Source organism: Shewanella frigidimarina NCIMB 400, from assembly GCF_000014705.1.
GTDB classification, from domain to species: domain Bacteria; phylum Pseudomonadota; class Gammaproteobacteria; order Enterobacterales; family Shewanellaceae; genus Shewanella; species Shewanella frigidimarina.
Genome location: NC_008345.1, coordinates 2,141,730 through 2,167,853 on the forward strand (window position 1 = coordinate 2,141,730; position 26,124 = coordinate 2,167,853).

Annotated in this window: 22 protein-coding genes; 17 read left to right on the forward strand and 5 right to left on the reverse strand. The window is 39.8% G+C overall.

Features of this window, described 5'->3' with window-relative positions:
• Positions 1-6: 6 nt before the first annotated feature.
• The 6 genes from SFRI_RS09335 (at position 7) to proX (SFRI_RS09360) (ending at position 6,266) form a co-directional block, all read left to right on the forward strand.
• Positions 7-978: a DnaJ C-terminal domain-containing protein gene (locus tag SFRI_RS09335; protein ID WP_011637281.1), complete on the forward strand. Its 972-nt coding sequence runs from the start codon at positions 7-9 to the stop codon at positions 976-978.
• A 2-nt stretch (positions 979-980) separates the two neighbouring features.
• Positions 981-1,298 (forward strand): chaperone modulator CbpM, encoded by a 318-nt coding sequence (locus SFRI_RS09340; RefSeq protein ID WP_011637282.1) that lies wholly within the window; start codon positions 981-983, stop codon positions 1,296-1,298.
• Between the two features lie 450 nt (positions 1,299-1,748).
• Entirely contained in the window at positions 1,749-2,975 is a 1,227-nt protein-coding gene (gene proV, locus SFRI_RS09345) for a glycine betaine/L-proline ABC transporter ATP-binding protein ProV (protein ID WP_182750827.1), read from the forward strand.
• Between the two features lie 26 nt (positions 2,976-3,001).
• On the forward strand, positions 3,002-3,853 hold the full coding sequence (locus SFRI_RS09350; protein WP_011637284.1) for an ABC transporter permease: 852 nt from the start codon (positions 3,002-3,004) through the stop codon (positions 3,851-3,853).
• Positions 3,850-4,884, forward strand: a complete 1,035-nt coding sequence (proX, locus tag SFRI_RS09355; RefSeq protein ID WP_011637285.1) for a glycine betaine/L-proline ABC transporter substrate-binding protein ProX — start codon at positions 3,850-3,852, stop codon at positions 4,882-4,884. Before SFRI_RS09350 ends, proX (SFRI_RS09355) begins: the two co-directional genes overlap by 4 nt.
• Positions 4,885-5,231: 347 nt before the next feature.
• On the forward strand, positions 5,232-6,266 hold the full coding sequence (proX, locus tag SFRI_RS09360; protein WP_011637286.1) for a glycine betaine/L-proline ABC transporter substrate-binding protein ProX: 1,035 nt from the start codon (positions 5,232-5,234) through the stop codon (positions 6,264-6,266).
• 242 nt (positions 6,267-6,508) lie between these two features.
• Here proX (SFRI_RS09360) and SFRI_RS21000 read toward each other — a convergent pair whose 3' ends face one another.
• A complete protein-coding gene (locus SFRI_RS21000) occupies positions 6,509-7,690 on the reverse strand; it encodes an NAD(P)H-hydrate dehydratase (protein ID WP_011637287.1) in 1,182 nt (393 codons plus the stop codon).
• A 287-nt stretch (positions 7,691-7,977) separates the two neighbouring features.
• Here SFRI_RS21000 and SFRI_RS09370 point away from each other — a divergent pair, with 287 nt between their 5' ends.
• Positions 7,978-9,108, forward strand: coding sequence for an acyltransferase family protein (locus tag SFRI_RS09370; protein WP_011637288.1), 1,131 nt, complete (start codon positions 7,978-7,980; stop codon positions 9,106-9,108).
• A 74-nt stretch (positions 9,109-9,182) separates the two neighbouring features.
• Here SFRI_RS09370 and SFRI_RS09375 read toward each other — a convergent pair whose 3' ends face one another.
• From SFRI_RS09375 to SFRI_RS09385, 3 genes are all read right to left on the reverse strand, one after another.
• Entirely contained in the window at positions 9,183-10,400 is a 1,218-nt protein-coding gene (locus SFRI_RS09375) for a cyclic di-GMP phosphodiesterase (RefSeq protein WP_011637289.1), read from the reverse strand.
• 341 nt (positions 10,401-10,741) lie between these two features.
• On the reverse strand, positions 10,742-11,527 hold the full coding sequence (locus SFRI_RS09380; protein ID WP_011637290.1) for a DODA-type extradiol aromatic ring-opening family dioxygenase: 786 nt from the start codon (positions 11,525-11,527) through the stop codon (positions 10,742-10,744).
• A gap of 77 nt (positions 11,528-11,604) precedes the next feature.
• Positions 11,605-12,492 (reverse strand): LysR family transcriptional regulator, encoded by an 888-nt coding sequence (locus SFRI_RS09385; RefSeq protein WP_041413545.1) that lies wholly within the window; start codon positions 12,490-12,492, stop codon positions 11,605-11,607.
• Between the two features lie 86 nt (positions 12,493-12,578).
• On the opposite strand from SFRI_RS09385, the gene SFRI_RS09390 reads away from it, so the two are divergent.
• From SFRI_RS09390 to SFRI_RS09400, 3 genes are all read left to right on the forward strand, one after another.
• Positions 12,579-13,004 (forward strand): PACE efflux transporter, encoded by a 426-nt coding sequence (locus tag SFRI_RS09390; RefSeq protein ID WP_011637292.1) that lies wholly within the window; start codon positions 12,579-12,581, stop codon positions 13,002-13,004.
• Between the two features lie 132 nt (positions 13,005-13,136).
• A complete protein-coding gene (locus tag SFRI_RS09395) occupies positions 13,137-13,568 on the forward strand; it encodes a hypothetical protein (protein WP_011637293.1) in 432 nt (143 codons plus the stop codon).
• A gap of 767 nt (positions 13,569-14,335) precedes the next feature.
• Entirely contained in the window at positions 14,336-14,986 is a 651-nt protein-coding gene (locus tag SFRI_RS09400) for a response regulator transcription factor (protein WP_011637294.1), read from the forward strand.
• Between the two features lie 8 nt (positions 14,987-14,994).
• Here the strand turns inward: SFRI_RS09400 and SFRI_RS09405 are convergent, their stop codons facing one another.
• The gene (locus SFRI_RS09405) at positions 14,995-18,552 is read right to left on the reverse strand and encodes a hybrid sensor histidine kinase/response regulator (protein ID WP_011637295.1); all 3,558 of its coding nucleotides are present in this window, start codon (positions 18,550-18,552) and stop codon (positions 14,995-14,997) included.
• A gap of 191 nt (positions 18,553-18,743) precedes the next feature.
• Between SFRI_RS09405 and SFRI_RS21880 the strand changes: the two genes are divergently transcribed.
• The 7 genes from SFRI_RS21880 to SFRI_RS09435 all read left to right on the forward strand — a co-directional run bounded on the left by SFRI_RS21880 (position 18,744) and on the right by SFRI_RS09435 (position 26,097).
• The gene (locus SFRI_RS21880) at positions 18,744-19,058 is read left to right on the forward strand and encodes a hypothetical protein (RefSeq protein ID WP_341853336.1); all 315 of its coding nucleotides are present in this window, start codon (positions 18,744-18,746) and stop codon (positions 19,056-19,058) included.
• Entirely contained in the window at positions 19,012-19,785 is a 774-nt protein-coding gene (locus SFRI_RS09410; RefSeq protein ID WP_341853338.1) for a DcaP family trimeric outer membrane transporter, read from the forward strand. The genes SFRI_RS21880 and SFRI_RS09410 overlap by 47 nt, the downstream gene beginning before the upstream one ends.
• Before the next feature lie 139 nt (positions 19,786-19,924).
• Positions 19,925-20,734 carry an ABC transporter ATP-binding protein gene (locus SFRI_RS09415; RefSeq protein WP_011637296.1) on the forward strand — a complete coding sequence of 270 codons (810 nt, stop codon included), beginning with the start codon at positions 19,925-19,927 and terminating at the stop codon, positions 20,732-20,734.
• A complete protein-coding gene (locus tag SFRI_RS09420) occupies positions 20,734-22,701 on the forward strand; it encodes a long-chain fatty acid--CoA ligase (protein ID WP_011637297.1) in 1,968 nt (655 codons plus the stop codon). Before SFRI_RS09415 ends, SFRI_RS09420 begins: the two co-directional genes overlap by 1 nt.
• Complete coding sequence (locus SFRI_RS09425; protein ID WP_011637298.1) at positions 22,698-23,591, forward strand: branched-chain amino acid ABC transporter permease; 894 nt, start codon at positions 22,698-22,700, stop codon at positions 23,589-23,591. Before SFRI_RS09420 ends, SFRI_RS09425 begins: the two co-directional genes overlap by 4 nt.
• A gap of 96 nt (positions 23,592-23,687) precedes the next feature.
• Positions 23,688-24,761, forward strand: coding sequence for a branched-chain amino acid ABC transporter permease (locus tag SFRI_RS09430; protein WP_011637299.1), 1,074 nt, complete (start codon positions 23,688-23,690; stop codon positions 24,759-24,761).
• An 88-nt stretch (positions 24,762-24,849) separates the two neighbouring features.
• Positions 24,850-26,097, forward strand: a complete 1,248-nt coding sequence (locus SFRI_RS09435) for an ABC transporter substrate-binding protein (protein ID WP_011637300.1) — start codon at positions 24,850-24,852, stop codon at positions 26,095-26,097.
• The last annotated feature ends 27 nt before the right edge of the window (positions 26,098-26,124 follow it).

Genomic DNA, 26,124 nt, shown 5'->3' on the forward strand with positions numbered 1-26,124 from the left:
GATAAAATGAATTTTAAAGACTATTACACTGTATTAGGCATCGATCCTAAAGCGAATGATAAAGCGGTTAAAGTCGCTTATAAAAAACTCGCCGTGCAGTATCATCCTGACGTGAGTAAACATCCAGATGCTGAGGCGAAATTCAAAGAAATAGGTGAAGCCTATGAGGTGTTACATAACACTAAAAAGCGTGCCGAGTATGACGAATTACGTCATCATCACCTTAATAGAACCCAAAATCGTTATGCCAATCAAGGCGCAGCGAATGGTGCAGGGCAAACCTGGGGACAACAGCAAAGCGATCCACAAACCGATCAAGAGTTTTCAGACTTTTTTAGTTCAATTTTTGGCTCTAGCCGCGGAGGTTTTGAACAAGGTAGCCAACATAGACAGCGCCAAACTCAGCCTCAAAAAGGCCAAGACATTGAAATTGAGTTTCCGATGTTTCTTGAAGAAACATTGGTCGATACTCTAAAGCCAGTCGAGTTTACCTTACAACAACGGGATCCCAGCGGTCGTATCGTTGAGCAACCTAAATTGTTAAAAGTTAAAATTCCTGCTGGCGTTGTTAATGGTGAACGTATTCGCTTGAAAGGACAGGGCGGTCCGGGACCGACCAAGGCAGATAACGGTGATCTGTACTTACAAATTCGTTTTGTGCCTCATCCCATGTTTGATGTTGATGGTCGAGATTTAAGTATTGTTGTACCCGTAGCACCATGGGAAGCAGTGCTGGGTACCAAGCTTAAACTTCCCACGTTAACCAGTCATATTCAACTGACTATCCCTGCTAATAGTCAGTCAGGACAGCGTTTACGTATAAAAGGAAAAGGCTTACTCAGTAAAAAAGTACATGGGGACTTATTTGCGGTACTCAAAATAGTCGTCCCGACATCGCCAGATGAAGCAAGCAAACAATTGTGGACTGAATTAGCAGAGAAAAATATATTCGACCCACGTGCCAGTTGGAGTAAATAACGATGCTGCAGATTAATATAAGCGAACAAGATTGTTGGTTGAGTAGCGATGAACTGTGTGAGTGCAGCGATATCAGCTCAGCATTACTACTTGAACTTGTAGAGCACAGTATTGCCATGCCACTGGAGGGTGAGGTGATAGAACAATGGCGCTTTAGTGTCGAGAATTTACATCAAGTGAAAAAAGCCACGCGCATTCAACGTGATCTGGCACTCGATTGGAGTGGCATTGCATTAATCTTACAATTACTCGATGAAAGAGACCAGTTAGATCATGAAGTCCATATGCTAAAGCAGCAGTTGAGTCGGTTTAAAGTATAATTATAAGCCGCTGACACATGGATGTCAGAGGTAGCTATACTTCTCATTGGCAGTAGCCTAATAAAGCTTGGCCTAATTATTTAAGCACCGCTAATTAGGGCTGCTATTTATTAACCACTACTATTTAAAAATTGCTAGTTAAGCCGTTTATAAAGGTTTATTAAAGCGCTTTACCGCTAATAACACTCCGAATAGGTTACTAAACCAGTAATATTATCCTTGTTAAAATTGAGGGTAATATCTGTTGTATTTTTACAATTAAATTCAATGATTTATCTGTATTTATGAAAACACTAACATTGACATGATGAGCGTTTAGGGACTAGTGTATAAAATATATCGCGAAAGTGTGTGGTAAATATTTAACAGCGCAGAATTTATTCACGTGCTTTTTATGTAGCGTTAGTACAAAAAAGCAGAACGGCGTAAAAGAGCGTCATGGAAAATATTATGGAAAAAATAGTAATAAAAAACCTCTATAAGGTTTTTGGTTCTGAGCCTCGCAAGGGAGTGAAATTACTTGAACAAGGGAAAAGCAAAGAAGAAATTTACGAACAGACAGGGCTTACAGTTGCAGTACAAGGTGCAAGTTTTACCGTAAACAAAGGTGAAATTTTTGTCGTGATGGGTCTGTCTGGCTCAGGAAAATCAACTCTAGTAAGAATGCTAAACAGGCTCATTGAACCAACATCTGGAGAGGTGTTAGTTGATGGTCAAAATATCCTCAAAATGAATAAGGATGAGCTGGTAAGGTTTCGCAGAAGCAAAACCAGTATGGTCTTTCAGTCTTTCGCTCTTATGCCTCATCAGACAGTGTTAGAAAATGCAGCTTTTGGCCTCGAGCTTGATGGCATGGATAAGAAACAGCGTGAAGAGCGAGCTCTAGATGCCTTAAAACAAGTCGGACTTGAAGGCTTGGAGAATGCATATCCCAATGAGTTAAGTGGTGGTATGCAGCAGCGAGTGGGATTGGCGCGAGGCTTAGCGGTTGATCCTGATATCTTGCTCATGGATGAGGCATTTTCGGCGCTTGATCCTCTTATTAAGACAGAAATGCAGGATGAACTGTTGAAACTGCAAGACCGTCATGAGCGCACCATCATTTTTATTTCCCATGATTTAGACGAAGCATTACGTATTGGCGACCGAATTGCCATCATGCAGGGCGGCCGAGTTATTCAAGTGGGGACGCCAGAAGAGATTTTGCAAAATCCCGCTGACGATTATGTACGCGCATTTTTCCGTGGTGTGGATCCAACCGGTGTTATCTCCGCAGGGGACATTGCCCGCGATAGCCAGCCAACGGTCGTTTGGCATACTAAAGCAGGTAGCCCACGAGCCACATTAGAAATGTTGAGTATGAAAGATCGCGAATTTGCCTATGTACTCGACTCAGAACATCGTTATTTGGGTGTTGTTTCTTCTGATTCTCTGCGCGACGCTATTGACCAGGGGAATGGTACCAGCAAACTTGAGCATGCTTTCCTTACAGAAGCTAAATCGGTTCAGGAAACCGATAGCCTTCAGGACATTTTATCTTTGGTAGCATCTCATTCTTGGCCTATTCCAGTTGTAAACTCAGAAAATAGATATCGCGGAGTTGTTTCTAAAAATCTGTTTCTTCGTACCTTAAACCGTGCAGAAAAGGGGACTTATTTTGAGCAGTCAGCATCTTAGAATACTAGCTTCAGGAGTTTTATATTATGTTCAGTTTTGATGAAAGAGTTATTCCCTTAGATGCATGGATCACAAGCCTTGTTGACTGGTTGGTAGAAGGGTATCGATGGTTTTTTCAGATGATAAAATGGCCCGTAGACTTCATTTTATCAAGTGTGTCAGATGGACTTCTGGCAACTCCACCTCTACTTGTTATCGCACTGTTTGGCGTCATTGCTTGGCGGGTGTCAGGTTTCAAACTTGCTGGTTTTACGCTTGCATCGTTGATTCTCATTGGTCTGCTTGGTTTCTGGTCTGAAACCATGATAACCCTCGCCATGGTATTTTCATCTGTTGTGTTCTGTACTGTTGTTGGAGTGCCATTTGGTATATGGGCTGGACGCAGTGATCGTGTTAATAACATTCTCCGACCCATTTTGGATGCGATGCAGACAACGCCAGCCTTTGTCTATTTGGTACCTATTGTGATGCTTTTTTCAATTGGCAACACAGCAGGTGTTCTTGCAACCATCATTTTTGCCCTGCCACCGTTGGTTAGATTAACCAGTCTCGGTATCAGGCAGGTACACCCAGAGTTAGTCGAGGCTGCGCTCGCCTTTGGGGCAACAAGCTCGCAGGTTTTACTTAAAGTTCAGATACCACTTGCTCTTCCGACCATCATGGCTGGCCTTAATCAGACCATCATGATGTCGCTCTCCATGGTGGTTATCGCCGCAATGATTGGCGCAGGAGGCCTCGGGGCACCTGTCGTTCTGGGCTTAAATACACTTGATATTGGTTTGGCCACGGTTGGCGGTCTTGCGATTGTTTTATTAGCAATCATTTTAGATAGAATCACCCAATCAATGGCAACCCCAAAAAATAAGGACGTAAAATGATACTTAAAAAAGTAATACTGGGCGCAGCTTTAGCTGCAATCACAATGACGGGGTCAGTAGCTCTTGCTGATACTCTCAAGCCAGGAGAAGGCATAACCGTTAAACCAGCTCGAGCGACATGGGACACCGGTTTTTTTCAGGAAGCGCTTGTACGACGAGGTCTTGAGACTTTGGGGTATGATGTGGAAAAGCCCAAAACGCTGGTCAATCCAATCTTTTACAAAACGGTCACTCTCGGTGACATTGATTATTGGACCAATGGTTGGTTTCCAATGCATAACGATCAACTACCGAAAAATTTTGATAAAAAAGCTGAAAAGATTGGTTATGTCATGAAAGCCGGTGGACTAGGTGGCTATTTAGTGTCTAAAAAAGAGGCAGATAAATATAATATTACCTCCCTTGAAGATTTTAAACGCCCTGAGGTGAAGAAAGCCTTTGATACCAATGGTGATGGCAAGGCCGATCTGACTGCCTGCCCTCCAGGCTGGGGATGTGAAAAAATAATCACCCATCATATGGACGTGTATGGTCTCAAAGATGCTATCAATCCAGTGAAAGCGGCATATGCAGCAGGAATGGCATCGGCGATGGCGGGTTATAAAAATGGTGGACCAATCTTCTTCTATACTTGGGCACCAAATTGGACCATTTTTAAACTAAAGCCAGGCAAGGACGTTGTGTGGATCAACGTGCCTGAAATCAATCCGACCAAAGCACAAAGTTCTGCTGTTGAACGAATGACGATAAAGGGACTTGAAGGCGCAGTTTCTGACCCGGTAAAACTTGGTTTTGTTGCTTCTGACATCCAGGTCGTCGCCAACAAAAAATTCACCAAGCAAAATCCAGCAGCTAGGAAATTTTTTGAAGTATTTACCCTGCAGCTTGCCGACGTCAACGAACAGAATACTCGGATGAACGATGGCGAAAAGAGTGAACAGGACATTCAACGCCACGTTGATGCGTGGATTGCCAAAAACCAAGATCAATGGAACGGTTGGCTGACTGAAGCACGTAATGCTGCTAAATAGTCTCAACCTGCAATAGCTTATTGGTAACCCGGAGCACACATACCGTGCTTACGGGTTATTTTTATACAACCCCCCAAGTGTTCAGTAAAACGTATGCCAGCGCTTTCAAAATAGAGGACTAAGCTGATAGTGATTTAGCCCCTAAAGAGGCAATGATGTTTTTCAAAGGAACAAGCCTAAGTTCTTATCATATTTTTCAAAATACATTTCGAATTCAACATATTATTTAAAATATAATTCATAAAAAAAATGAATGTGCTTATTTAAGTCCAAAGGTACGGGTCTATTATTGGTAATTATTTAAAGATAATGACCCAATCTATGGCAACAAAAAATAAGGAACGAAAATGATAATTAAGAAAGTAATAATGGGTGTCGCTTTAGCTGCAATGACCATGACAGGGTCTGCAGCTCTTGCCGATAATCACCAGCCAGGTGAAGGCGTAACTGTCAAACCTGCGCGAGCCACGTGGGACACGGGATTTTTTCAGGAAGCGCTTGTACGACGAGGCCTTGAAACACTTGGGTATGATGTAGAAAAACCTAAAGATCTGTCGAATCCGATCTTTTACAAAACAGTGACTCTCGGTGATGTTGATTACTGGACCAATGGCTGGTTTCCAAATCATGATGACCAGATGCCGAAAGGATTTTATGACAAAGGCGAAAAAGTAGGTTTTGTGGTTAAGGCCGGTGGTCTACAGGGCTATTTGGTGTCTAAGAAAGAGGCAGATAAATACAACATTACTTCCCTTGAAGATTTTAAACGCCCTGAGGTGAAGAAAGCATTTGATACCAATGGTGATGGCAAGGCCGATCTTACCGCCTGCCCACCAGGCTGGGGATGTGAAAAAATAATCAGCCACCATATGGATGTATACGATCTCAAAGATGCTATAAATCCGGTGACCGCTTCATATGCAGCAGGAATGGCATCGGCGATGGCGGGTTATAAAAATGGTGGACCAATATTCTTCTATACTTGGGCACCAAATTGGACCATTTTTAAACTGAAGCCAGGCAAGGATGTTGTGTGGATCAACGTGCCTGAAATAAAGCCGACAAAGGCGCAAAGTTCTGCAGTTGAACGGATGACAGTGAATGGAATTGAAGGCGCGGTTTCTGACCCGGTAAAACTGGGTTTTGTCGTGTCTGACATCCAGATAGTCGCCAACAAAAAATTCACCAAGCATAATCCGGCTGCAAGGAAGTTTTTTGAGGTATTTACAGTGCCACTTAGTGATATCAATGAACAAAATACTCGGATGAACGAAGGTGAAAAGAGTACCCAGGATATTCAAGGCCACGTAGATGAGTGGATTACCAAAAATCAGGATAAATGGAACGGTTGGCTGACTGAAGCACGTAATGCTGCTAAATAGTCTCAACCTGAAATAGCTAATGGTAACCCGGAGTACAGAGTATTTCCGGGTATTTTTTAAAATAAAAAATAGAGTATATAAAGACAATTTTAAATATAACCACTAGTCATCAATGCAGAGGTCATTTACTTTTGTGTTTTAAAATAGGGTATGAATAAACATTTATAGCATGCACTATTACGATATAGCCTTTGGTAAGCCATCTCGGTATTGGTCACCATCACGCGCTGATTTCGCATTGGCTAAATGGCTAATACTTTTAAAATAGCTTTAGGAATATAGCTAAGTAGGTCACTGGCTAACATGCCATATTGGCTTAAGTCCTCTGCAGCAATGTTGCCTGCCAAACCATGCAGATACACACCCAAACACGCTGCATTTATTGGGCTAACGCCTTGAGCGCAAAACCCTGAAATCATACCTGTTAACACATCTCCGGTTCCGGCTTTTGCTAGCGCGCTGTTACCTGTTGGGTTAATGAAAACATCATTACCGTCAGTTATCACGGTGTTTTTACCTTTCAGCACCACAATCGTATTTAACTGTTTTGCCGCTAAGCGAGCAAAATGCATCCGCTGTGTTTGTAGTGTTGCGACATCCATATTGAGTAATCTTGCCAGCTCTTTTGGGTGGGGTGTGATAATACTCTTGTTAGGCAAAGTCACCGTAGTTGTTCCGAATGGTACTGGTGGGTTAAGTAAGTGGCTAATAAAGTTTAGCGCGTCAGCATCGAATATTACTGGCTTTGTGCAGGTTTGTATTTCGTTGAGTAGGGCGTAAAAAAAACCATGATTCCCTTGTGGGGGGATTAACTCGTTTGAGTGTGGTTGATTATCTTTGATGACATTACAAATAGGCAACTCTGAACGTAAATCTGAATTCAAATCTGAGTTCAAATCTGAGTTCAAGTCTGTGCTTATCTCTGCGCTCATCTCAGTGCAAAGAGTCACGTCAACATCTACAGTTAACTCAGTGTTAATAGCTGTGATATCGATGCATTGATCGGTACTTTGGCCAATGCTTAAACCACTGCCAATTGAAATGGCGCTGGCTTGAGTCAATTTATCTCTGAGCTGTAAAACAGCTTGTGGTGAAAGAGTTTGTACATCGACGATTTGCGCATCTTTTAGATGTAGATTTGCTGTGCGTTGTAGTGAGTGAACCGATAATGGCGACAACGTTCGTAACGCAAAAGTAACGATGTTGGGTGTTAATGCACTCACACTGTCACATACCGATGGGCTACTGGCTAAGGTGACGTAACCCGCGCCCACTCGTAATGCGGATAGACTCGACAAATAAGCTGCCCCGCGGTAATGCAGCGAACCGGCAATATTCAATACATGGCCAAACGTCATTTTATGACTGTTATCCGGCCGTGGCGGTAATATGCTTTTGATATATTCAAGGGTTAACGTATTCATTATTTAAACCGATTAATATCGATATGAATAAAGTAGCACACACCAAGTTTATTAGTGGTATTTACTGCATACTTTTGATTTAGAGTTAACCTATTTTGTAGGAAATTTTGTAAAAACGACTCTTTGCTATGTGTGACATGAACAAATAGCAAACTAGCTATCTGCTATTTTTTTATAAACTAGCCGGGAATAATGAACTGTATGGGCTGGTGAAAGTAAATCTCAGAAGATAAGCTATCCTTCATGCAGTATATTTTACAAATATAAGCCAAAGGAAGGCATTGATTATGCAACAAATGTTAAAACACAACAGACGTTACTCAGAACTTGATTGGTTAAGGGTAATATTGATTTTTGCGGTATTTTTACACCATGTGTTTATGCCCTTTAATGGTGACGGCTGGCATGTGATGAACAATGAGTCGAGCAAGGTGCTTGACGATATCATGGTGTATTTTGAACAGCTCAGACTGCAAACATTGTTCTTTATCGCTGGTGCAGCCAGCTTTTTGTTACTGCAAAAAATGCCTGTTCGCCAATTTCTATCGAGTAAATTTCACCGGCTTTTTATCCCTTTGCTGGTGGGAATGATATTGATTGTGCCGCCACAAAATTATTATGAGAACATCACTGAATATAGCTCTTTAGCATCGGCCTATGGTCAGTTGCTGTTGTCGTTTGATAGTAATCATTTATGGTTTATAGAGTTTTTAGTCATTTTTATGCTGCTTGCTGTGCCATTTAGGCACTGGTTAACACGTCAAACCGGCAATAAATTACAACAATGGCTTGAACGAATCAGTCGTCATCGTTTTGGCTTACTCTCTTTAGTTTTAGTGTTAATCGTATTACGTGGTGCGCTCAAATATGTTGCGCCATCAGACAGTCATCATATCGAAAACCCGTCATTAAGTGTGTTCTATCTGTTTTTCTTTTTTGCGGGCATGTGTTTTGTTAAAAGTGAGGTTATTTGGCGGGCAATAGCTGAACATCGATACACTTATTTAGTCAGTTTGCTCGTGAGTTCAATCCTGTTTTATGGCTACTATTACTCACCTGATTTAAGCTCGTATTTGTCACTTACAACACGATGGCAATTATGGTGGTTAGTTTGTACGCTAGTGTCTTGGTCTGGGTTATTAACCATGGCAGGTTTTGCGATTGCTCATATTAAAAAGACGCCAACATGGTTACATCAAACCAATGAATTAATCTATCCGTTTTATATTCTGCATCAAACCGTGATTGTTATATTGGCGTTTTATATTGTGCAGTGGCAGGCGTCTATTGCGATTAAATCTGTCAGTGTATTAATGAGTGCTTTTGTGGTGTGTGCCTTGCTATGTTACTACGTGATTAGGCCGTTTAAGCTCACTCGATATTTATTTGGACTCAAAGTATTGCCTGCATCTAAATAGCGAATGAGCAAGATTTGTGCTGCAAGCTTTTGATAAACAAAAAAATGCCATTAAATTCGTTTAATGGCATTTCTCTATCCTTCGTGAGCTAGATACTCAATAATTTGTTCCATGTTCAGGTTAAAATCATCAGCACGTACGCACTTAACAATTAAGTCGTCAGTCACGGTGGCTAAATCAATTTTGTTTCCTGCTTCAAAATGCTCAGGTTTTAAATGATAGAAGGGTCTGACTAACGGACGGATAGGGTCTTTCGGGTTATGACCTTCCACTATAGCGAGTCTATTTGATTCAAGTTGAACCACCGACCCGACAGGGTAAACGCCCATACAGCGAATAAATTGATCGACTAAGTCTTTATCTAATTCATTTTTATCCGCTAACGCGCGCAAAATACTGAACGCTTTAACTTGGGCATAACCTTGTTTGTAACAGCGGTGTGAAGTCAGCGCATCATAAATATCGCATATGCTGATCATGCGGCCATAAAGGGTGATTTTTTCTGCTGGTACGCCAAATGGGTAACCTAATCCATTGAGTTTTTCATGGTGTAAGCTAGCTACTTCTAAACTCAGCGGACTGATCCCTGGGGTGCTTTTCATTATTTCAATTGAGTAACTTGCATGAGTTTTCATAATATGAAACTCTTCATCGGTCAGTTTGTCCGGCTTGTTTAAAATCCGATCTGGGATCATAATTTTTCCAACATCATGTAAAAATGCACCAATAGCTAATTGATTAACAATGTCTTTGTCGATTTTTTTGTACACGGCAAACATGGTCATCAGCACGGACACAGACACAGAATGTTCTAATAAATATTCATCTTTATTACGAATATTAATCACACATGACAAAGCATTTGGATTATTAAAAATTAAATCTGTGGATTCAGCGGTAATTTTTTGTACCGGATCCATGTCCAGAGGCAAACCATGCTGTGCATTATGAAACAGCTTTTTTTGAATGTCTTTTGACTCATTAAACACTTGGCGTGCTCTCACTATTTCTTGATTAAAGAAATTTGCCTTAACATCGGTGCGTGCAGGCGTGAGTTTACGAGGCGGTTGAGGCTTAGGCACACTGATTTTTTGCTCGGATTTTTCGACAATAACTTCAGTTTTACTGGTATCAATAAGCAGTTTAGTAACCGATTTTCGCTTTAATGCTTCAATGACTCGTTCGCTTTTAAGCACACCAGGTTTAGCGAGCGAAAACGTATCTTTGGGTTCGGTTATTTCGACCACATACATTCCAACACAAACGTCAGTAATGTCATGTTCAATCAGCATAAATCGTTTCCTTGGGGTTACTTATCAACGTATGAGCCATGCTAGACATGATATTGTTATAGCAAGATATGTTTAATAATATAGCGTATTCAGTACTGTAATATAAGCGAAATAACTCAATGAAGATCAAGCTTTTACCAAAAACACTTAGGAAGAGTTTATAAATGTATCGACAATGAAATATAAGACTTCATTGCAGTTTATGACGAATTACCTACTACGTCCAATATGTTTGAATTACTGTCATGTGATTGCGGCTATTTTATTCAATAGCTATTATTAATATTGCGAATACATAAGCTTAAATTTTTACTCTATGCTTATTATCTAATACATCCTGTTTAAGTAAACGAGTAAGCATCGAGTGCTAACAATTCATACTCAACATCTTGATGTATTTTTTTGGCAACACTTGCTTCACTTGCTCCTAAAATAGCAATAAGCGGTAAAAAATGTTCCTGAGTCGGATGATTAAACTGGGCAAACGGCGCGAGCTGTATGTAGCTCAACAACGATTCGGTATCATTGTTTACTAATTTCTCTTCAACCCACTTTGTGAATTGATTCATCATATCAACGCCATTGGGTGTTTTAGGCTGACGAAAAACCTCGCTTAAATTATGGCTTATTCCACCAGAACCAATGATAAGAATGTTGTCGTGTTTTAACGATGCTATAAGCTGTCCATAACGATAGTTTTGCGCTGCACTTACACGGGTATTAATGGATATTTGTACAATGGGAATGTTCGCCTGCGGGTGCATTAATTTCAGTGGGATCCACACGCCATGATCCCAACCTTGTGTTATAGATAAATTGACCTTAATACCTGCACTCATAAACGTGTCGGCAATTTGTTTTGCCAATACAGGTGCGCCAGGTGCAGGGTAGCGAATTTGATACAGTTCATCAGGGAAACCATAAAAATCGTGTATTGTTTCAGGACGCGCTCCAGCGGTAATCACCACATCGTCAGTGACATCTAAATGGGCCGAAAATACCACAATGGCTTTTGGGGTAGGGAGCTGTTGGCCTAGTCGTTGTAAAAAACGCGATGTGTTGCTGTTTTCAACAGCCATCATAGGAGAACCATGCGAAATAAACAGGGGGTTTTGATGTTGTTGCATAGTAGGTTTTCTCGTTTAATGTCATTAACTGCGAAGTTATTGTGAACTCAAATAACAATTTTTAAAAGTGTTCATCATCATGCTGAATACGTTAGTAATTGTCGCAAAGAATGTCTGAGTTGCTTAAACACCGGTTCGTGACTGTAGCGATGGTGTTGAATAACATCAACATTTGCTTGCCAACCAATCTCTTTAAATTCAGACGGTAACATGACTAGTTGCCCGCTATCCACGTAGTGATTGGCAATATGATTGGGCAGTAAACACCAGCCATGGCCCTGCAATGCAAGTTCTAGCAAAATATAATAATTGTCGGCGTACCAAACGTCTGGGCTAATGGCGAATTGAAAGCTACTGGATTTAGTATTTCGTGACCGTATCAATAGTTGACGATGCAATTTCAAATGGGCTAAATTATCATATATCTGTTGTGCTAAGAGATGTGTGCTGGCCACATACATATCAAATTTAATTGACCCAATAGATTCAAAATCGATGTGAGCCGGGATCGTTAACTCGCTGAAAATAATGCCGGTGACAGCCCGCTCAGTATCAATCATATCGATAATATCGATGCTTGATGCGGTTAAAAACTCAAGCGTAATTGTCGGAAACTTAGCTTCGAGCTCATTAATAATATTGAACAGCTTTTGTAGAGGTATTCCTTCATCTAAACCAATCGTCAATTCAGATATTGCTTGTTGGTCTAAACTTTGGGCGCAATCGCGCAGTCGTTGATGCTGGCTGAGCAACACTTGGGCATGGGGCAGTAGTTTTTTACCTGCTGGTGTCAATTGAGGATAGCGGCCACTGCGATCAAATAGTTCGCTATTACAGTCAATTTCAAGATTTATCACATGCTGACTGATAACTGATTGTGCTTTATTAAGCGCTCTTGCTGCAGATGAAAATGATCCCGTTTTTACGGTCGCCACAAAGGCCTCAAGCTGTTCAATACTATACATATCGTTTTTACCGATACTTACCAACTTCAATGTATCTATATATTGGATGAAAATAGCCAAAACGTCACCATTAAATAGAGATAAACATGCAAAGAAGAGAAAGAGTGTTCCACGCCGTGTCTTTTGAGGTAATAGCGTTGGCCTTTATTGTGCCAGTGAGTGCGATGTTAGTGGAAAAAAACAGCACAGACATGTTGATAGTGAGTATTTGTTTGTCATTGTTTGCTGTTTTTTGGAACTACGTTTACAACATATTGTTTGATAAGCTCAACGGTTCTGACAGAGTTGAGCGTAAAATTGGCATTAGAGTCGTTCATGCATTGGGTTTTGAAGGCGGGATGTTATTTTTCACCATCCCATTAGTGTCATGGTATTTGTCATTAAGTCTGATTGACACCTTAATATTAGAAGCTGGGGTTTTAGGCTTTATTTTAGTGTATACCGCAGTCTTTAATTGGCTTTACGACGTGTATCAACCGTACCAAAAATGGTTTGCTAATTTGGCACATTAAACTGGTTCATTAGTCTGGCAGTTATAAAGCGTTACCCATTGATGTGAAAGATGATTTAATCAACAAGCAACTTTTTATTCTATTACTATCATCGCTGCTGTGGCATCATAATGTGTGAATAATCAAAGCTGGATGTTAATAGTGAACAAATATTGCCTAAATTGCACTGCTCTGGTTTTCGCCAGTGTGTCGATGCTAGTCAACCCTGCACAGGCTGACGCGCTAACACCTTTCACCAGTGATGGTTGCAGTGCGTTTCCTAATGGGACTTTCGAGCAAAGTGAATTATGGTTGGCATGCTGTCAAAAACATGATTACGACTATTGGAAAGGCGGCACATTTGATGAACGCCTCGCATCAGATAAAGCGTTACGTGCTTGTGTCACAAACGTGGGTCAGCCACAAATTGCTTTATTGATGTTAGCCGGAGTAAGAGTGGGTGGCACGCCTTATTTACCTACTCAATTTCGCTGGGGTTATGGTTGGTCATACCCAAGAGATTATGGTGCACTAACTGACGATGAGCATCAACAAGTCGAGCTGTTATCTGGCCTAGTTATGTAAATTCAAACACCTCTGTTAGGCTGTTTTTCAAACACATGAATTTCAATTCAAAATCACCAGGCCTTTGATACATTAAATAAGAATGGCACCGGTTACCCTTGTACACATTGTGATGCAATTCTTCACCACACAAAGTGCATCTTAAAGAGCTTCATCGTTTCTCCAGATACACGATCTTGCTTTTAGCTACACAAAAATATTTTTGCTACAGCATTACCCTCGCAACAACCTTTTACTCATGAGGGGAAATGACATTGTTAGCGCTTCACTGGTAAGTTGGCTATTATCCCTCGACTTACAGGAACCGAAGCTATTACGTACGACTTTAATACGTCGTTCACCATAAGTATTGTCACTAAATTTGGCAATATCCTTTAGCATTTTAATTTGATTGTTTGAGCCTGTAACCAAGCATTTGAGCGCTAACACCTCAATTTAAACTTGCTTTAGCAGCCGTCACTCTTTGATCTCTAACTAAAAAATACATTAAATGTAAACTCTTAGGTATACCTTTTTCGTTTTTCATTTCTGCTTACTCGTTAGCTTATTATGTCTTAACTGAGGCTGTCGAATCCGTTAAAACACGCCTGTGCTTTGTCGTTTAAACGTGCTTTTTTACGTTTGATGGCTTAGTCCTTTAGTCTTGTTTGCCATAATTGCCATTGAAGTTATTTATAATATTGTTACCTTATCGAGTTAACACTAGCTTGGCGCACATTTACTTAGCTAACACTAAAAGCTCATCAATCTAAATATTAAGTTATAAAATGACATTAAATACTAAGATCATTATCGCAGATGACCACCCACTTTTTAGACAAGCATTGTCGTTCATGTTGAAGTCTAGCTTTGTTTGTTCTTGTTTACTTGAAGCACAGACGATTCCTGAATTAGAGCAAAAATTGGAAGAAACCTCTGATATCGATCTGATACTACTTGATCTTGATATCCCGGGGGCACAAGGTTTTAACACTTTGATTAATATTCGACACACATATCCAGAAATTGGTGTGATTGTTATTTCTGGTTTTGAAGAGCCTGAAACGATTCGTAAGGCCATGAACTTAGGTGCTGCGGGGTTTATACCTAAGTCGACACCTGTACCGACAATGATCAAAGCAATTAATGATGTTATTAACGGGAAGTTATGGACGCCAATCGGAAGTTATAATCCTGATGATGATATCGTAGAACAAGAAGATAAGTTGACATCATTAACACCACAGCAACGGAAAATATTATTGATGTTTGCTGAAGGTTTGCTTAATAAGCAAATAGCTTATGAGCTTAATCTTTCAGAATCCACAATAAAAAGCCATGCAAGTACTATATTTTTAAAGCTAGGCGTAAAAAATCGCACACAAGCCGTTATTCTATTAAATGATCGTCAAATGGCAAATGCATCTTTTACACAGTAGCGATTGTGCTAATTGAATGAGTTAGGAATGTAATTCTGCTCTAGTTTTCTCGTCAATAATGAGCTCATTAAAGCACGTAAAGCGAGTGGTTTTATGATCTTCCTTAAATAGCCAATATCAGCTTGTTGTGCTTGTACTAATACGGACTCATCTGTTGTCGCAGTAATTAATATTGCAGGTAGTGGGTAATGACTTTTCGCGCGTAGACAAGCAATTAACTCAATGCCATTGAGTCTATTTTCATTAGCACAGCGATTATTCTTATTGTGATTATTTGAGAAATTGGTTCTTTTGTGTGAGTTTTTGTATTGCAGATCATCACTTTGCTTTTCGTCAACCAATTGATAATCTACTAATAATATATCGATATCTTCTTCGTGAGCCTGATAAATTTCAAGAGCCTGCTTAGCAGTGCGGGCAGTAAAAACTCGACATTTCCACGCGGTTAATAAGTCACTCATGCCCGAAATTACATCCATCTCGTTGTCAATGCAAAGTACGCCTACCCCTTGTAAAGTTGCACTGGCACGAGTAGCTTTTGCTTGTATTATTTTTGGCTCTTTGGCAATGGGAACTTCAACGCTAAATAAGCAACCGCATCCTACTTTTGAGATGAGTCCAAGGTCATGCTGCAAAATGTTGGCTAAACTTTGTGCTATGTTTAGTCCTAAACCTAAGCCTTTAGGTCCTACCAAATTTGTTGATAACTGAGTGAATTGTTCAAATACTTGTTGTTGCTTATCTTCAGGTATTCCTGGTCCATTATCGAGTACCTGTATACATAAATTTTGACCTTTACGACGACAGCCTAATAATACCTTGCCATGGTTAGCATAACGAAAGGCATTACTTAGGAAGTTTTGCACAATTCTTACTAATAACGTTAAATCACTTTTGATGTATAACTTACTTGAATGACAATGAAAATCGATATGGTAATCTTTAGTTAGCACTGAAAACTCTGACTGCAACATAGAAAATAATTGTTCAACACAGATGATCGAAATATCCGGGATTATATTGCCACTTTCGATACGGGCTATTTCATTTAAGTCTAAGAGTAAATTGTTTGCTATCTCGAGTGAATTGTCTATTTGTTTTATTTGCTGTCGTTCTTGTCGGGACACTCTTGAACTTAAACATACAGCAGATGAAAACAGTCGAGCAGCGGATAATGGTTGCAATAAGTCATGGCTACAGGCACGTAAATATTGACTTTTTTTCAAATGTGCTTGCTCTGCTTTAAGCTGCGCATGCGCTAATTCACGGTTGGCGTTTTCGAGTTCTAAGTTTGCTTGCTCTAATTCTTTAGTGCGTGATAATACGCGACTTTCAAGGTCGGTGTTCTCTTCTTTAAGGTAATTCTCTGTTTGACGAAACTCCGTAATATCGGAGAAAATCATCACAAAACCACCGCCAGGTATTGGGTTCCCCTCAATGTTAATGATTTTATCATTTGGTAGTTTTCGCTCTGACTTATGTTTACTACCAGCCCTTATAAATTGTATCCGTTTTTGAACTTGGGCTTCAATATCGAGTATGTAGTGTTTTTGATTAGCGAGGTTATAACGAATAAGTTGGCTTATTGGGCAACCGATATAAACCAGATCTTTGGGATAATTAAAAATGTCGAGATATTGTTTATTCCATGCGACTAAATTTAAATTTCCGTCAATGACTGATATACCTTCACTGGTATTCTCTATTGCTCCTTGTAATACCGAACGGCTAAATTCTAACTGCTGTGTTGAATTGTCTTTAACAATTTGGGCTACTTGGTCAAATGCTATGTCGCGACCACCTAAAGCGAAGGAAATAACGAGCTTTGCAGATGCTGAGCCCATAACACTGGCGAGAGTGTTTTCTGCATGAAATAACAAGGCTTCGTTGTAGGTTTTATGTTTTTTATTTTTGTGTGATTGATTAAATTGTGCAAAGCAATCGGTTGATTTTTCTTGGCCTATAAAGCGTGCAACGAGATATTCTAATTCGAGCAGATCAACTTTAGGTTGCTTAGGTAAATAAGGGAGCTGATTTTTATCTTCTTTATAAAAAAATTTACTCTGCATTTCTTCACGGATACTTTGCCGTGTTAGTAGTGAAACAATATACAGTACTAAGATGTTAATGCAGAGGCCAAAGAGTGTCACCATGGTTGTTTCAGGCCAGCCTGTATGCGCTAAAGGATGTTGGTAGAAGCCAAGTTGTGGTAATAAATTCAATAATGTCCAGATAGAAAACCCGCTTACTATTCCCCATAACACACCTTTTTGAGTCGCTCTTCGCCAGAAAAAAGCGGCTAAAAGAGCTGGACCAATTTGTGCGATAGCCCCAAATGCAACTTCCCCCAATGACGCTAATGTGTCAGGAGGAGAAAGTAGTAACATACAATAACTGAGTGTGATCACTGCAATGACAAGGGCTTTACGGATCAGTAATAAGCGTGATTGAAAATGTAGAAAATCATGATTTTTACGTGGTGCTAACTTGAACATTAATGGGAATACTATTTCGTTACTTAACATCGTGCTTAACGCTATTGTCGACACGATAACCATAGAGCTAGCAGCAGAAATGGCGCCAAGAAAAGCAAATAAAGAAAGCCATACTTGCCCGTTATAGGCCGGAAGAAACAACACATAAGCGTCTGCATCTATTGATTGACCATAATTTAATGTCCCTGCAAGGCCTATCGGGCCAGCAAAAAAAGCAAAAACAATAATGTAGATGGGGAGCAACCATCTTGCTAAATTACTGGTTTTTTTTTCCTTAATTTCAACAAACATTACTTGAAATTGTCTTGGTAAACATAGGAAGGCAGACATCACGATAATTAATAAACCCACCATACCGATCAGGCTGCTGCTATCAAATTGTTGTGTAAATGAAATATTGTTTTGTGATAGTCGCCAAATGTCGATGGGTGAATCATAGATGACGAAGGAAACAAAGAGGCCCACCAATAAAAAAGCGATTAATTTAACGACAGACTCAAAAGCAATAGCAATCATTACACCGGGATGACGCTCAGTAACATCTATGGTTCTTATGCCAAATATAATCGTGAAGCCTGCCAAAATACCACTCACAACCAGACCAATCTGCCAAACATTAAGATCCTGATTTTGCTGTAATATTTTGTATGAGTAAACAATAGCTTTTAGCTGTAAGGCTATATAAGGCAAAGTACCAATTAACGCAACTAGCGTGACAACAAATGCCAAGCTTTGGGATTTACCAAAACGGGCAGAAAGTAGGTCCGCAATGGAAGTGATCTTGAGCTTGAGACTTGTTGTTATTATGCGTTGAATAAAGGGCCATGCAAAAATAAATAATAATATTGGTGCGAGATATACCGAAATATAAGTAAATGAATTATTTGCTGCTTGTGCCGATGTGCCTAAAAACCCCCAAGAGGTGCAATAAACACCAAGCGATAATGCGTAGATAATTGCATTTTGTTTTTCTAATAATTTATGGCGATATTTACCACCTAAATAGGCAATAAGAAACAATAAGCTGATATAGCCAATACTTACGCTTACCAATAGCCAATTTGAAAACATATATTCCTTATTAATACGCCAGTTGATTTTATTTTATTTGTTCATCTTAACTTTAGCTATTTTCCCTCACAAGATTAATTATACGGAGTTGGACTAAAGGACTAAGTGTAAGGTGCTAGGCCTTATTTCCAATTGTTGATTTGTTCGACTGCCATAGTATTGGTTAAACAAATACAAGGGGAAATAGTTAAATGTTTAATTCAAAATATAAAAAAATTCTACTTGCTTCTTCATTTATGGTAGCAACAAGTCCTGCGATTGCTGGTTACGAAATTGACTTAACAGAAGATGATAAATTAACTTTTGGTGGTTACATTAAAATTGATGCTCGTTATGTTGATGGTGACGTTGCTTATAAAGATTTTTGGATAGGAGATGGCGAACCACTTACCGAAGATGCTTCTAAATTTAAAATTTTTGCCAACGAAACACGCTTCAATACCAAATATGTTCATGGCGATGTTATGGGTTTTATCGAAATGGATTTTTGGGGGGGGTGGCGGTAATGAAATAGTTTCTAATTCAGCCCATCCACGTATCCGTCATGCATTTGTTAAATATAAAGATTTAACGGTTGGTCAAACGTGGTCAACGTTTATGAATACAAGTGCTATTCCTGAGTCCGCTGATTTTGCTGGTGCAACTACCGGCTTAGTGTTCATTCGCCAGGGCCAAATTCGCTATAACATGGGTAATTTTCAAGTAGCAATTGAAAATCCAGAAAGTTGGGGGGGGGATACCGCTAATGACAGCGTACCGGATGTTATTGCTCGATATAATATTGAAGGGGACTGGGGCAGTATTTCTGTTTCGGGTCTCGCACGTCAATTAAATACCAGTTTAGGAAATAGTGAATCCGCTTTTGGTGCCTCAATTGCCGGTCGAATTAACACCACGGGTAAGGATGATATCCGTTTCCAATTTCATAAAGGTGAACTAGGTCGCTATGTTGGCGTTGCTGCTGTTAAAGATCTTTATGGTGAAGAAGTGGAAGATTTAACCTCTGTACTTGTTGCTTACCGCCATTTTTGGACTGAATCTTTACGCTCAACTGTTTTGTACGGAAAAGTCGAAGGTGATGTTTCAAATCGAGAACGTACACAGTGGGGAGTTAATCTGTTTCAAGACTTAACGAAGGAACTCACGGTAGGTTTTGAAGTCGGTAACTTTTCTCTTGATGAGCTAGATAAAAATTCTAACTACATACAAGCAACCATGAGATACGCACTGTGATCTCGTTATCAATTCTACTGTTTAAATTTACGTAACTTTCCCAATCTTTGTTGCGTTTTCGAGGGGGTTTTCCCCCTCTATTTTTTAACATAATAGTTGTGACAGAATTTTATCCCCACTTGAATTTAGGAGGTTGAGTATGACTGTGTCAATACTCAATATAGAGCAAATATCACTGGCGTTTGGTGGTGTGAAAGCCCTTACTGATGTTAGCTTTTCAGTAAAAAAAGGCTCAGTTTTTTCCATTATAGGGCCAAATGGAGCGGGTAAAACTTCAATGCTCAATTGCATTTCGGGGCGCTATCGTCCTAATAGTGGAAAAATAATCTTTGATGGTAAAAATGTTACCGATTTACGCCCCAACGACCGTGCCGATCTTGGTATGGGACGTACTTTTCAAAATTTAGCCTTATTTGGGCATATGTCGGTATTAGACAATATTATCGTTGGTCGTCATCACCTGCTAAAAAATAATTGGCTTACAGGACCTTTATATTGGGTGTCTGGTGCACAAAAAGAAGAGTTAGCACATCGTCGGAAAGTGGAAGAGATTATTGATTTTTTAGAAATCTCTCATATTCGAAAATCAATTGCAGGCACATTATCTTACGGCTTACGCAAACGTGTAGAGCTTGCTCGTGCAATGGCATTAAACCCGAAATTAATTCTTTTAGATGAACCCATGGCGGGCATGAACCTTGAAGAAAAAGAAGATATGGCCAGATACATTCTCGATTTGAATGAAGAGTTTGGTATTACCGTGGTAATGATTGAGCACGACATGGGGGTGGTTATGGATATTTCTCATGAAGTCATGGTACTTGATTTTGGCAAGAAACTGATTTGTGGTTTACCTGATGAAGTGATGGCTGATCCATATGTTAAGCGTGCTTATCTTGGTCTTGAAGAAGAGGAAGAAGACATATTGCAATTAGAGGGGGTTAACTAATGGCTTCATCAATTAGCAATAATGAAAATGATTTTGAAATGGAAAGTTTAAATACTTTCCCTAAAATTTTACAACATAATGCAAAAAATTGGCCTAACGATGTGTCAATGCGTGAGAAAGAGTTTGGTATTTGGAATGAATTCACCTGGAATGACTATAACAATCGTGTGAAATGGCTATCAACAGCTTTACTCGATATGGGAGTAGAAAAAGGCGATGCTATTGCCTTGCTTGGTGATAATAGACCTGAATGGGTGTGGGGCGAAGTCGCTGCCCATGCGATGCGATGTTACTCGATTGGAATCTATCAAGACTCGATGCATGACGAGGTGATTTACCTACTCGATAGCAGTGGCGCGACTGTTGTTATTGCTGAGAATGAAGAGCAATGTGACAAGTTACTTGAGCTTGGTGATGGCATTCCTAAAGTGAAGTACATTGTATATTGCGACCCACGAGGTATGCGTAAATATGATGATCCACGCCTTATTGATATAGAGACACTTTATAAACGTGGTCAAGAAATTGATAAAGCACAACCAACGTATTATGGCCAATTAGTTGCAGCAACAACGCCAGAAGATACAGCTATTTACTGCACGACATCAGGTACCACGTCTAAACCTAAAATTGCACTTTTAAATGGAGGAAATTTTGTTAAGCACTGTAGCGCTTACTTAAGAGCCGATCCTCGTAATGCGGGTGATAATTATGTTTCTGTGCTGCCATTACCTTGGATCATGGAACAGGTTTATGCCGTTGGTCAAGCGTTGATAGCCCGCCAAATTGTCAACTTTGTTGAAGAGCAAGAAACCTTAATGTCTGACTTACGTGAAATTGGTCCGAGTTTTGTTTTGCTTGCGCCTCGCGTTTGGGAAGGCATATTGGCAGATGTTCAAGCGCGTATGATGGATTCAACCCCGCTTAAAAGAAAACTGTTTAACTATGCTATGAAGTTGGCTAAAGAGAGCCAAGCACAGGGTAAAAAGTCTTGGCTTGCTGATGTCTTATTGATGAAAGCTCTACGCGATAGGTTGGGTTTTTCATTTTTAAAATCCGCTGCTACGGGCGGGGCTGCTATGGGACCTGATACTTTTAGGTTTTTCCAAACTATCGGAGTGCCGTTACGTCAACTTTATGGACAAACTGAAATGTGTGGTGCCTACACAATTCATCATGAAGGTGATGTTGATTACGATAGTGTAGGGGTTGCTTTTGATAATGCCCAAGTAAAAGTCATTAACACTGATGAAGAAGGCGTTGGTGAAATTATTGCTAAAACAGTTGGAATGTTTACAGGCTACTTAAATAACCAAAAAGCGTATGACGAAGATGTTATTGATGGTTGGATGCAAACAGGTGATGCAGGCTACTTTAAACCGTCTGGCCACCTAGTGGTCATTGATCGTATTAAAGATCTTGCTTGTACCAGCAATGGCGTCCAGTACTCACCACAATATATTGAAAATAAATTGAAGTTTTCATCATTTATCGGTGAAGCCGTCATCTTAGGAAAAGATCGTCCGTATCTTTCTGCTCTTATCTGTATTCGCTTTAGCATTGTCGCCAAATGGGCGGAACAACAAGGTTATGCATTCACTAACTACACCAATTTATCTACGCTCCCCCAGGTGTATGAAAAAATGAGTGAAGAGATTGCACGTGTTAATGAATCACTGCCTGAAGCACAAAAAATCCATAAGTTTTTACTACTTTATAAAGAGCTTGATGCCGATGATGGTGAATTAACACGTACACGTAAAGTGAGGCGTGGGGTTATTGCCGATAAATACGGCGATATTATTTCATCTATCTATGAAGACAAAGAAAAGGTTGATATTGATACCGTTATTGTCTTTCAGGATGGTACTAAAACGCGTATTCAAACAGCGCTTACAGTGGCTTCGCTTTTACCTAATCCCGATACATCAACAAATGAACTCACATCAGAACGGAGAGCATCATGAATTATGAATTATTAATCCAACTGGTTATCAATGGTTTAATTGTTGGCTTGCTGTATGGCGTAGTCGGTATGTGTTTTGTACTGGTTTATAAATCCACTCAAGTGGTTAACTTTGCCCAAGGTGAGTTTCTATTGGTTGGTGCATGGGTTTGTTGGGCAATGCTGATTTACTTGGAATTACCATTTATCGTCGGCTTTTTAGCAACAATGGTATTTATGGCAATATTTGGTATTTTAATCCAAATGATTGTACTAAGGCCGATGATTGGCGAACCCATTATTTCAGTGATTATGGTCACCATTGGGTTATCAATATTTTTCCAAGCGTTAATGAAGTGGATATTCGGTGTGTCTGCACAGAGTTTTCCAAAAGTATTTGAAACTGAAAATATCCAAATTTTTGGTTTGAATATCGAATCAGCTTACTTAATGAGCACAGTGATAGCGTTAATTATCATGGTCGCGTTCTTCTTATTCTTTAAATATTCCAAATATGGTTTAGCGATGCGAGCAACCGCTTTCGATCAACAAATCGCTCAGAGTTTAGGGATATCTGTTAAGCAAGTGTTTGCTATGAGCTGGGGAATTGCTGCAACAGTATCGGCAACCGCAGGTATTGTTATTGGCATGGTAAACGGTGTTTCAAATTCGCTAGCCGTGATGGGGGTTAAAGTGTTTCCAGCCGTGATCCTTGGCGGACTAGATTCCATTATTGGCGCTATTGTTGGAGGTTTAATTATTGGCGTGCTAGAGAATGTGGCAGAGTTTTTTGATAGTCAATATCTTCATATCGGCAACATGTATGACATCGCACCATTCTATGTATTGTTAATTATTCTTTGGTTTAAACCGTACGGTTTATTCGGAACCAAAGATATTGAACGAATTTAATCTATTTGCAATTTCAAAATAAAACATGAGCAGCGCTAAGGATTAAAAAGTTCTGTTCGTGTATTGCATATTATATGAAATTTTTAGGAGTTAATTATGTCGAGTTTAACAATGCGACCGTGCGGAGATTTTCGTACTAGCTATAAACAAGATAATACTATTTTTGAAACTAAAACCATCAAAAGTATCGCAGTAATTACTATTGCACTGCTATGTCTTGCGCCTTTTGTTGTTGACGCTTACTACTTGACGCTATTTATTCAAATATCGTATTTGGGCATAGCTGCTTTAGGGTTAAACATTCTCGTTGGTTACACCGGACAAATATCCTTAGGTCATGGTGCTTTTTTTGGCTTTGGTGCGTTTGCATCCGCTTGGCTGAATACTTCATTTGGTATACCGGTATTGCTTTGTATTCCACTGGCCGGGTTTTTAACTATGGGGGTGGGCATGATATTTGGTTTACCTGCTTCTCGTATTAAAGGTTTGTATTTAGCAATAGCAACACTCGCAGCACAATTTATTTTGGAAGACTTTTTTGCACGTGCCGACTGGTTCTCAGGTGGTTCATCGGGTTCTTCTGCAGACCCTATTAGTTTGTTCGGCTTTGTCTTTGATACCGATGAAAGCTTTTTTTATGTGGCATTATTTGCTTTAGTTTTCATGTATATCTGGGGTTGTAATTTAATGCGTAGCCGAGAAGGGCGCGCGTTTATTGCCGTAAGAGATCATTACCTTTCTGCAGAAATTATGGGTATTAAACTCAATAAATATCGCTTGTTATCGTTTGGTGTTTCTTCATTTTATGCCGGTATTGGTGGTGCGTTATATGCACATTACTTGGGCTATGTGTCTGCTGAAGGTTTTACCTTATTTATGTCAATTCAATTTCTAGCGATGATCATTATTGGTGGCTTGGGTTCTATTAAAGGCACGTTAATGGGCGTTGTGTTTATGGTGTTTTTGCCAGAAGTGCTAGAAAGCGGTGTTGGCCTAATGAAAATGACTGACTGGGGCAATATTCCTGCCGTGGTTGATGGTTTGGCTTACATCAAAGAAATGGCAATAGGTTTGGTCATCATCTTATTCCTCATTTTTGAGCCCGAAGGTATGGCACATCGTTGGGCACAAATTAAAAACTATTGGAAATTCTACCCTTTTTCTTACTAATCCGTGTGGATAGAAAGGGAAAGAATAAATAAAAATTATTACAACAATTCATTGGCAATATAGCCATTAAAAGAAGAAGGAAATAGTCATGCAACATAAAGCAAAATTAAGTTCTCTATTCGTATACTGTGCTTTGGGGATGAGCACTCAGGTAATAGCAGAAGATTCTGTATTTGTCGGACATTTAGCCGACATGTCAGGACCAACAGCCTTTGTGGGTAAAAACTATGCTGATGGTGTGCGAGATTCACTCGCTTACATTAATGCTAACGGTGGTATTAAAGGCACAACCTTAGAATATGAAACTATCGACTATGCCTACAAAGTACCACAAGCCATCGCATCATATAAAAAATGGCATTCACGTAAAAAAATGGTCGCGATGCAAGGTTGGGGAACCGCTGATACTGAAGCGTTAATTTCTTTTGTTGCAAAAGATAAAATTCCAGTTTTTTCAGCGTCATACTCTGGTCATTTAACTGATCCTACCGGAAAAAATCCACATACTAAAAAACCAGCACCTTATAACTTTTTTTATGGCGCCTCTTACTCAGATGCTTGTCGTGGTTTAGTGCAATGGGCGGCACAAGATTGGAAAGACAAAGGTGAAAAAGGTAAGCCTAAATTCACTCATATCGGTGCCAATCATCCATTTCCTAACGCACCCAAAGCGGCATGTGCGGAATACGCTACTGAACTCGGTTTTGATGTACAACCATCGATTGTTATTTCAATGAAACCCGGTGACTTTAAGGCGCAATGTTTAAGTTTAAAAAGTTCAGGTTCTAACTATGGTTACATTGGTAACTTAGGCGGTTCAGTGCTTTCACTGGTGAAATCTTGTAACACCGTAGGTACTGATATTCAATTTATGTCGAATATTTGGGGCGGGGATAAGAATATCTTCGCAGCCGCGGGCGAAGGGATAAAGGATTATATTTTCCCGACCATGACACCCTTTTGGAATGATGATGCGCCTGGTATGAAGCTAGTACGTGAAATATCTAAGCAGTCTGATAAGTCAGGTACAGAAGAGCGTGTTCATCATTATATGCGCGGTGTTTGTTCAACCTTCTTTATGAAAGAAGCAATGGAATGGGCAAAAGATAACGGTGGTATTACCGGTGAAAATGTGAAAAAAGGCATGTACGTGCATAAAAACTGGGTGCCAAAAGGGTTAGAGGGCGTGTGTTTAGCGGCTAATTGGAGTAATGAAGACCATCGTGGAATTAACCAGGTCAATATCTATAAGGGTAACTATAACGGCGGTGATGTCGTCGTAGAGAAGGTATCGCAAGTTACGCTAGAGCGTCGAGACGATTGGTTAGGTTTTTAATTAACACTTAATTCAATAACGTTTAGG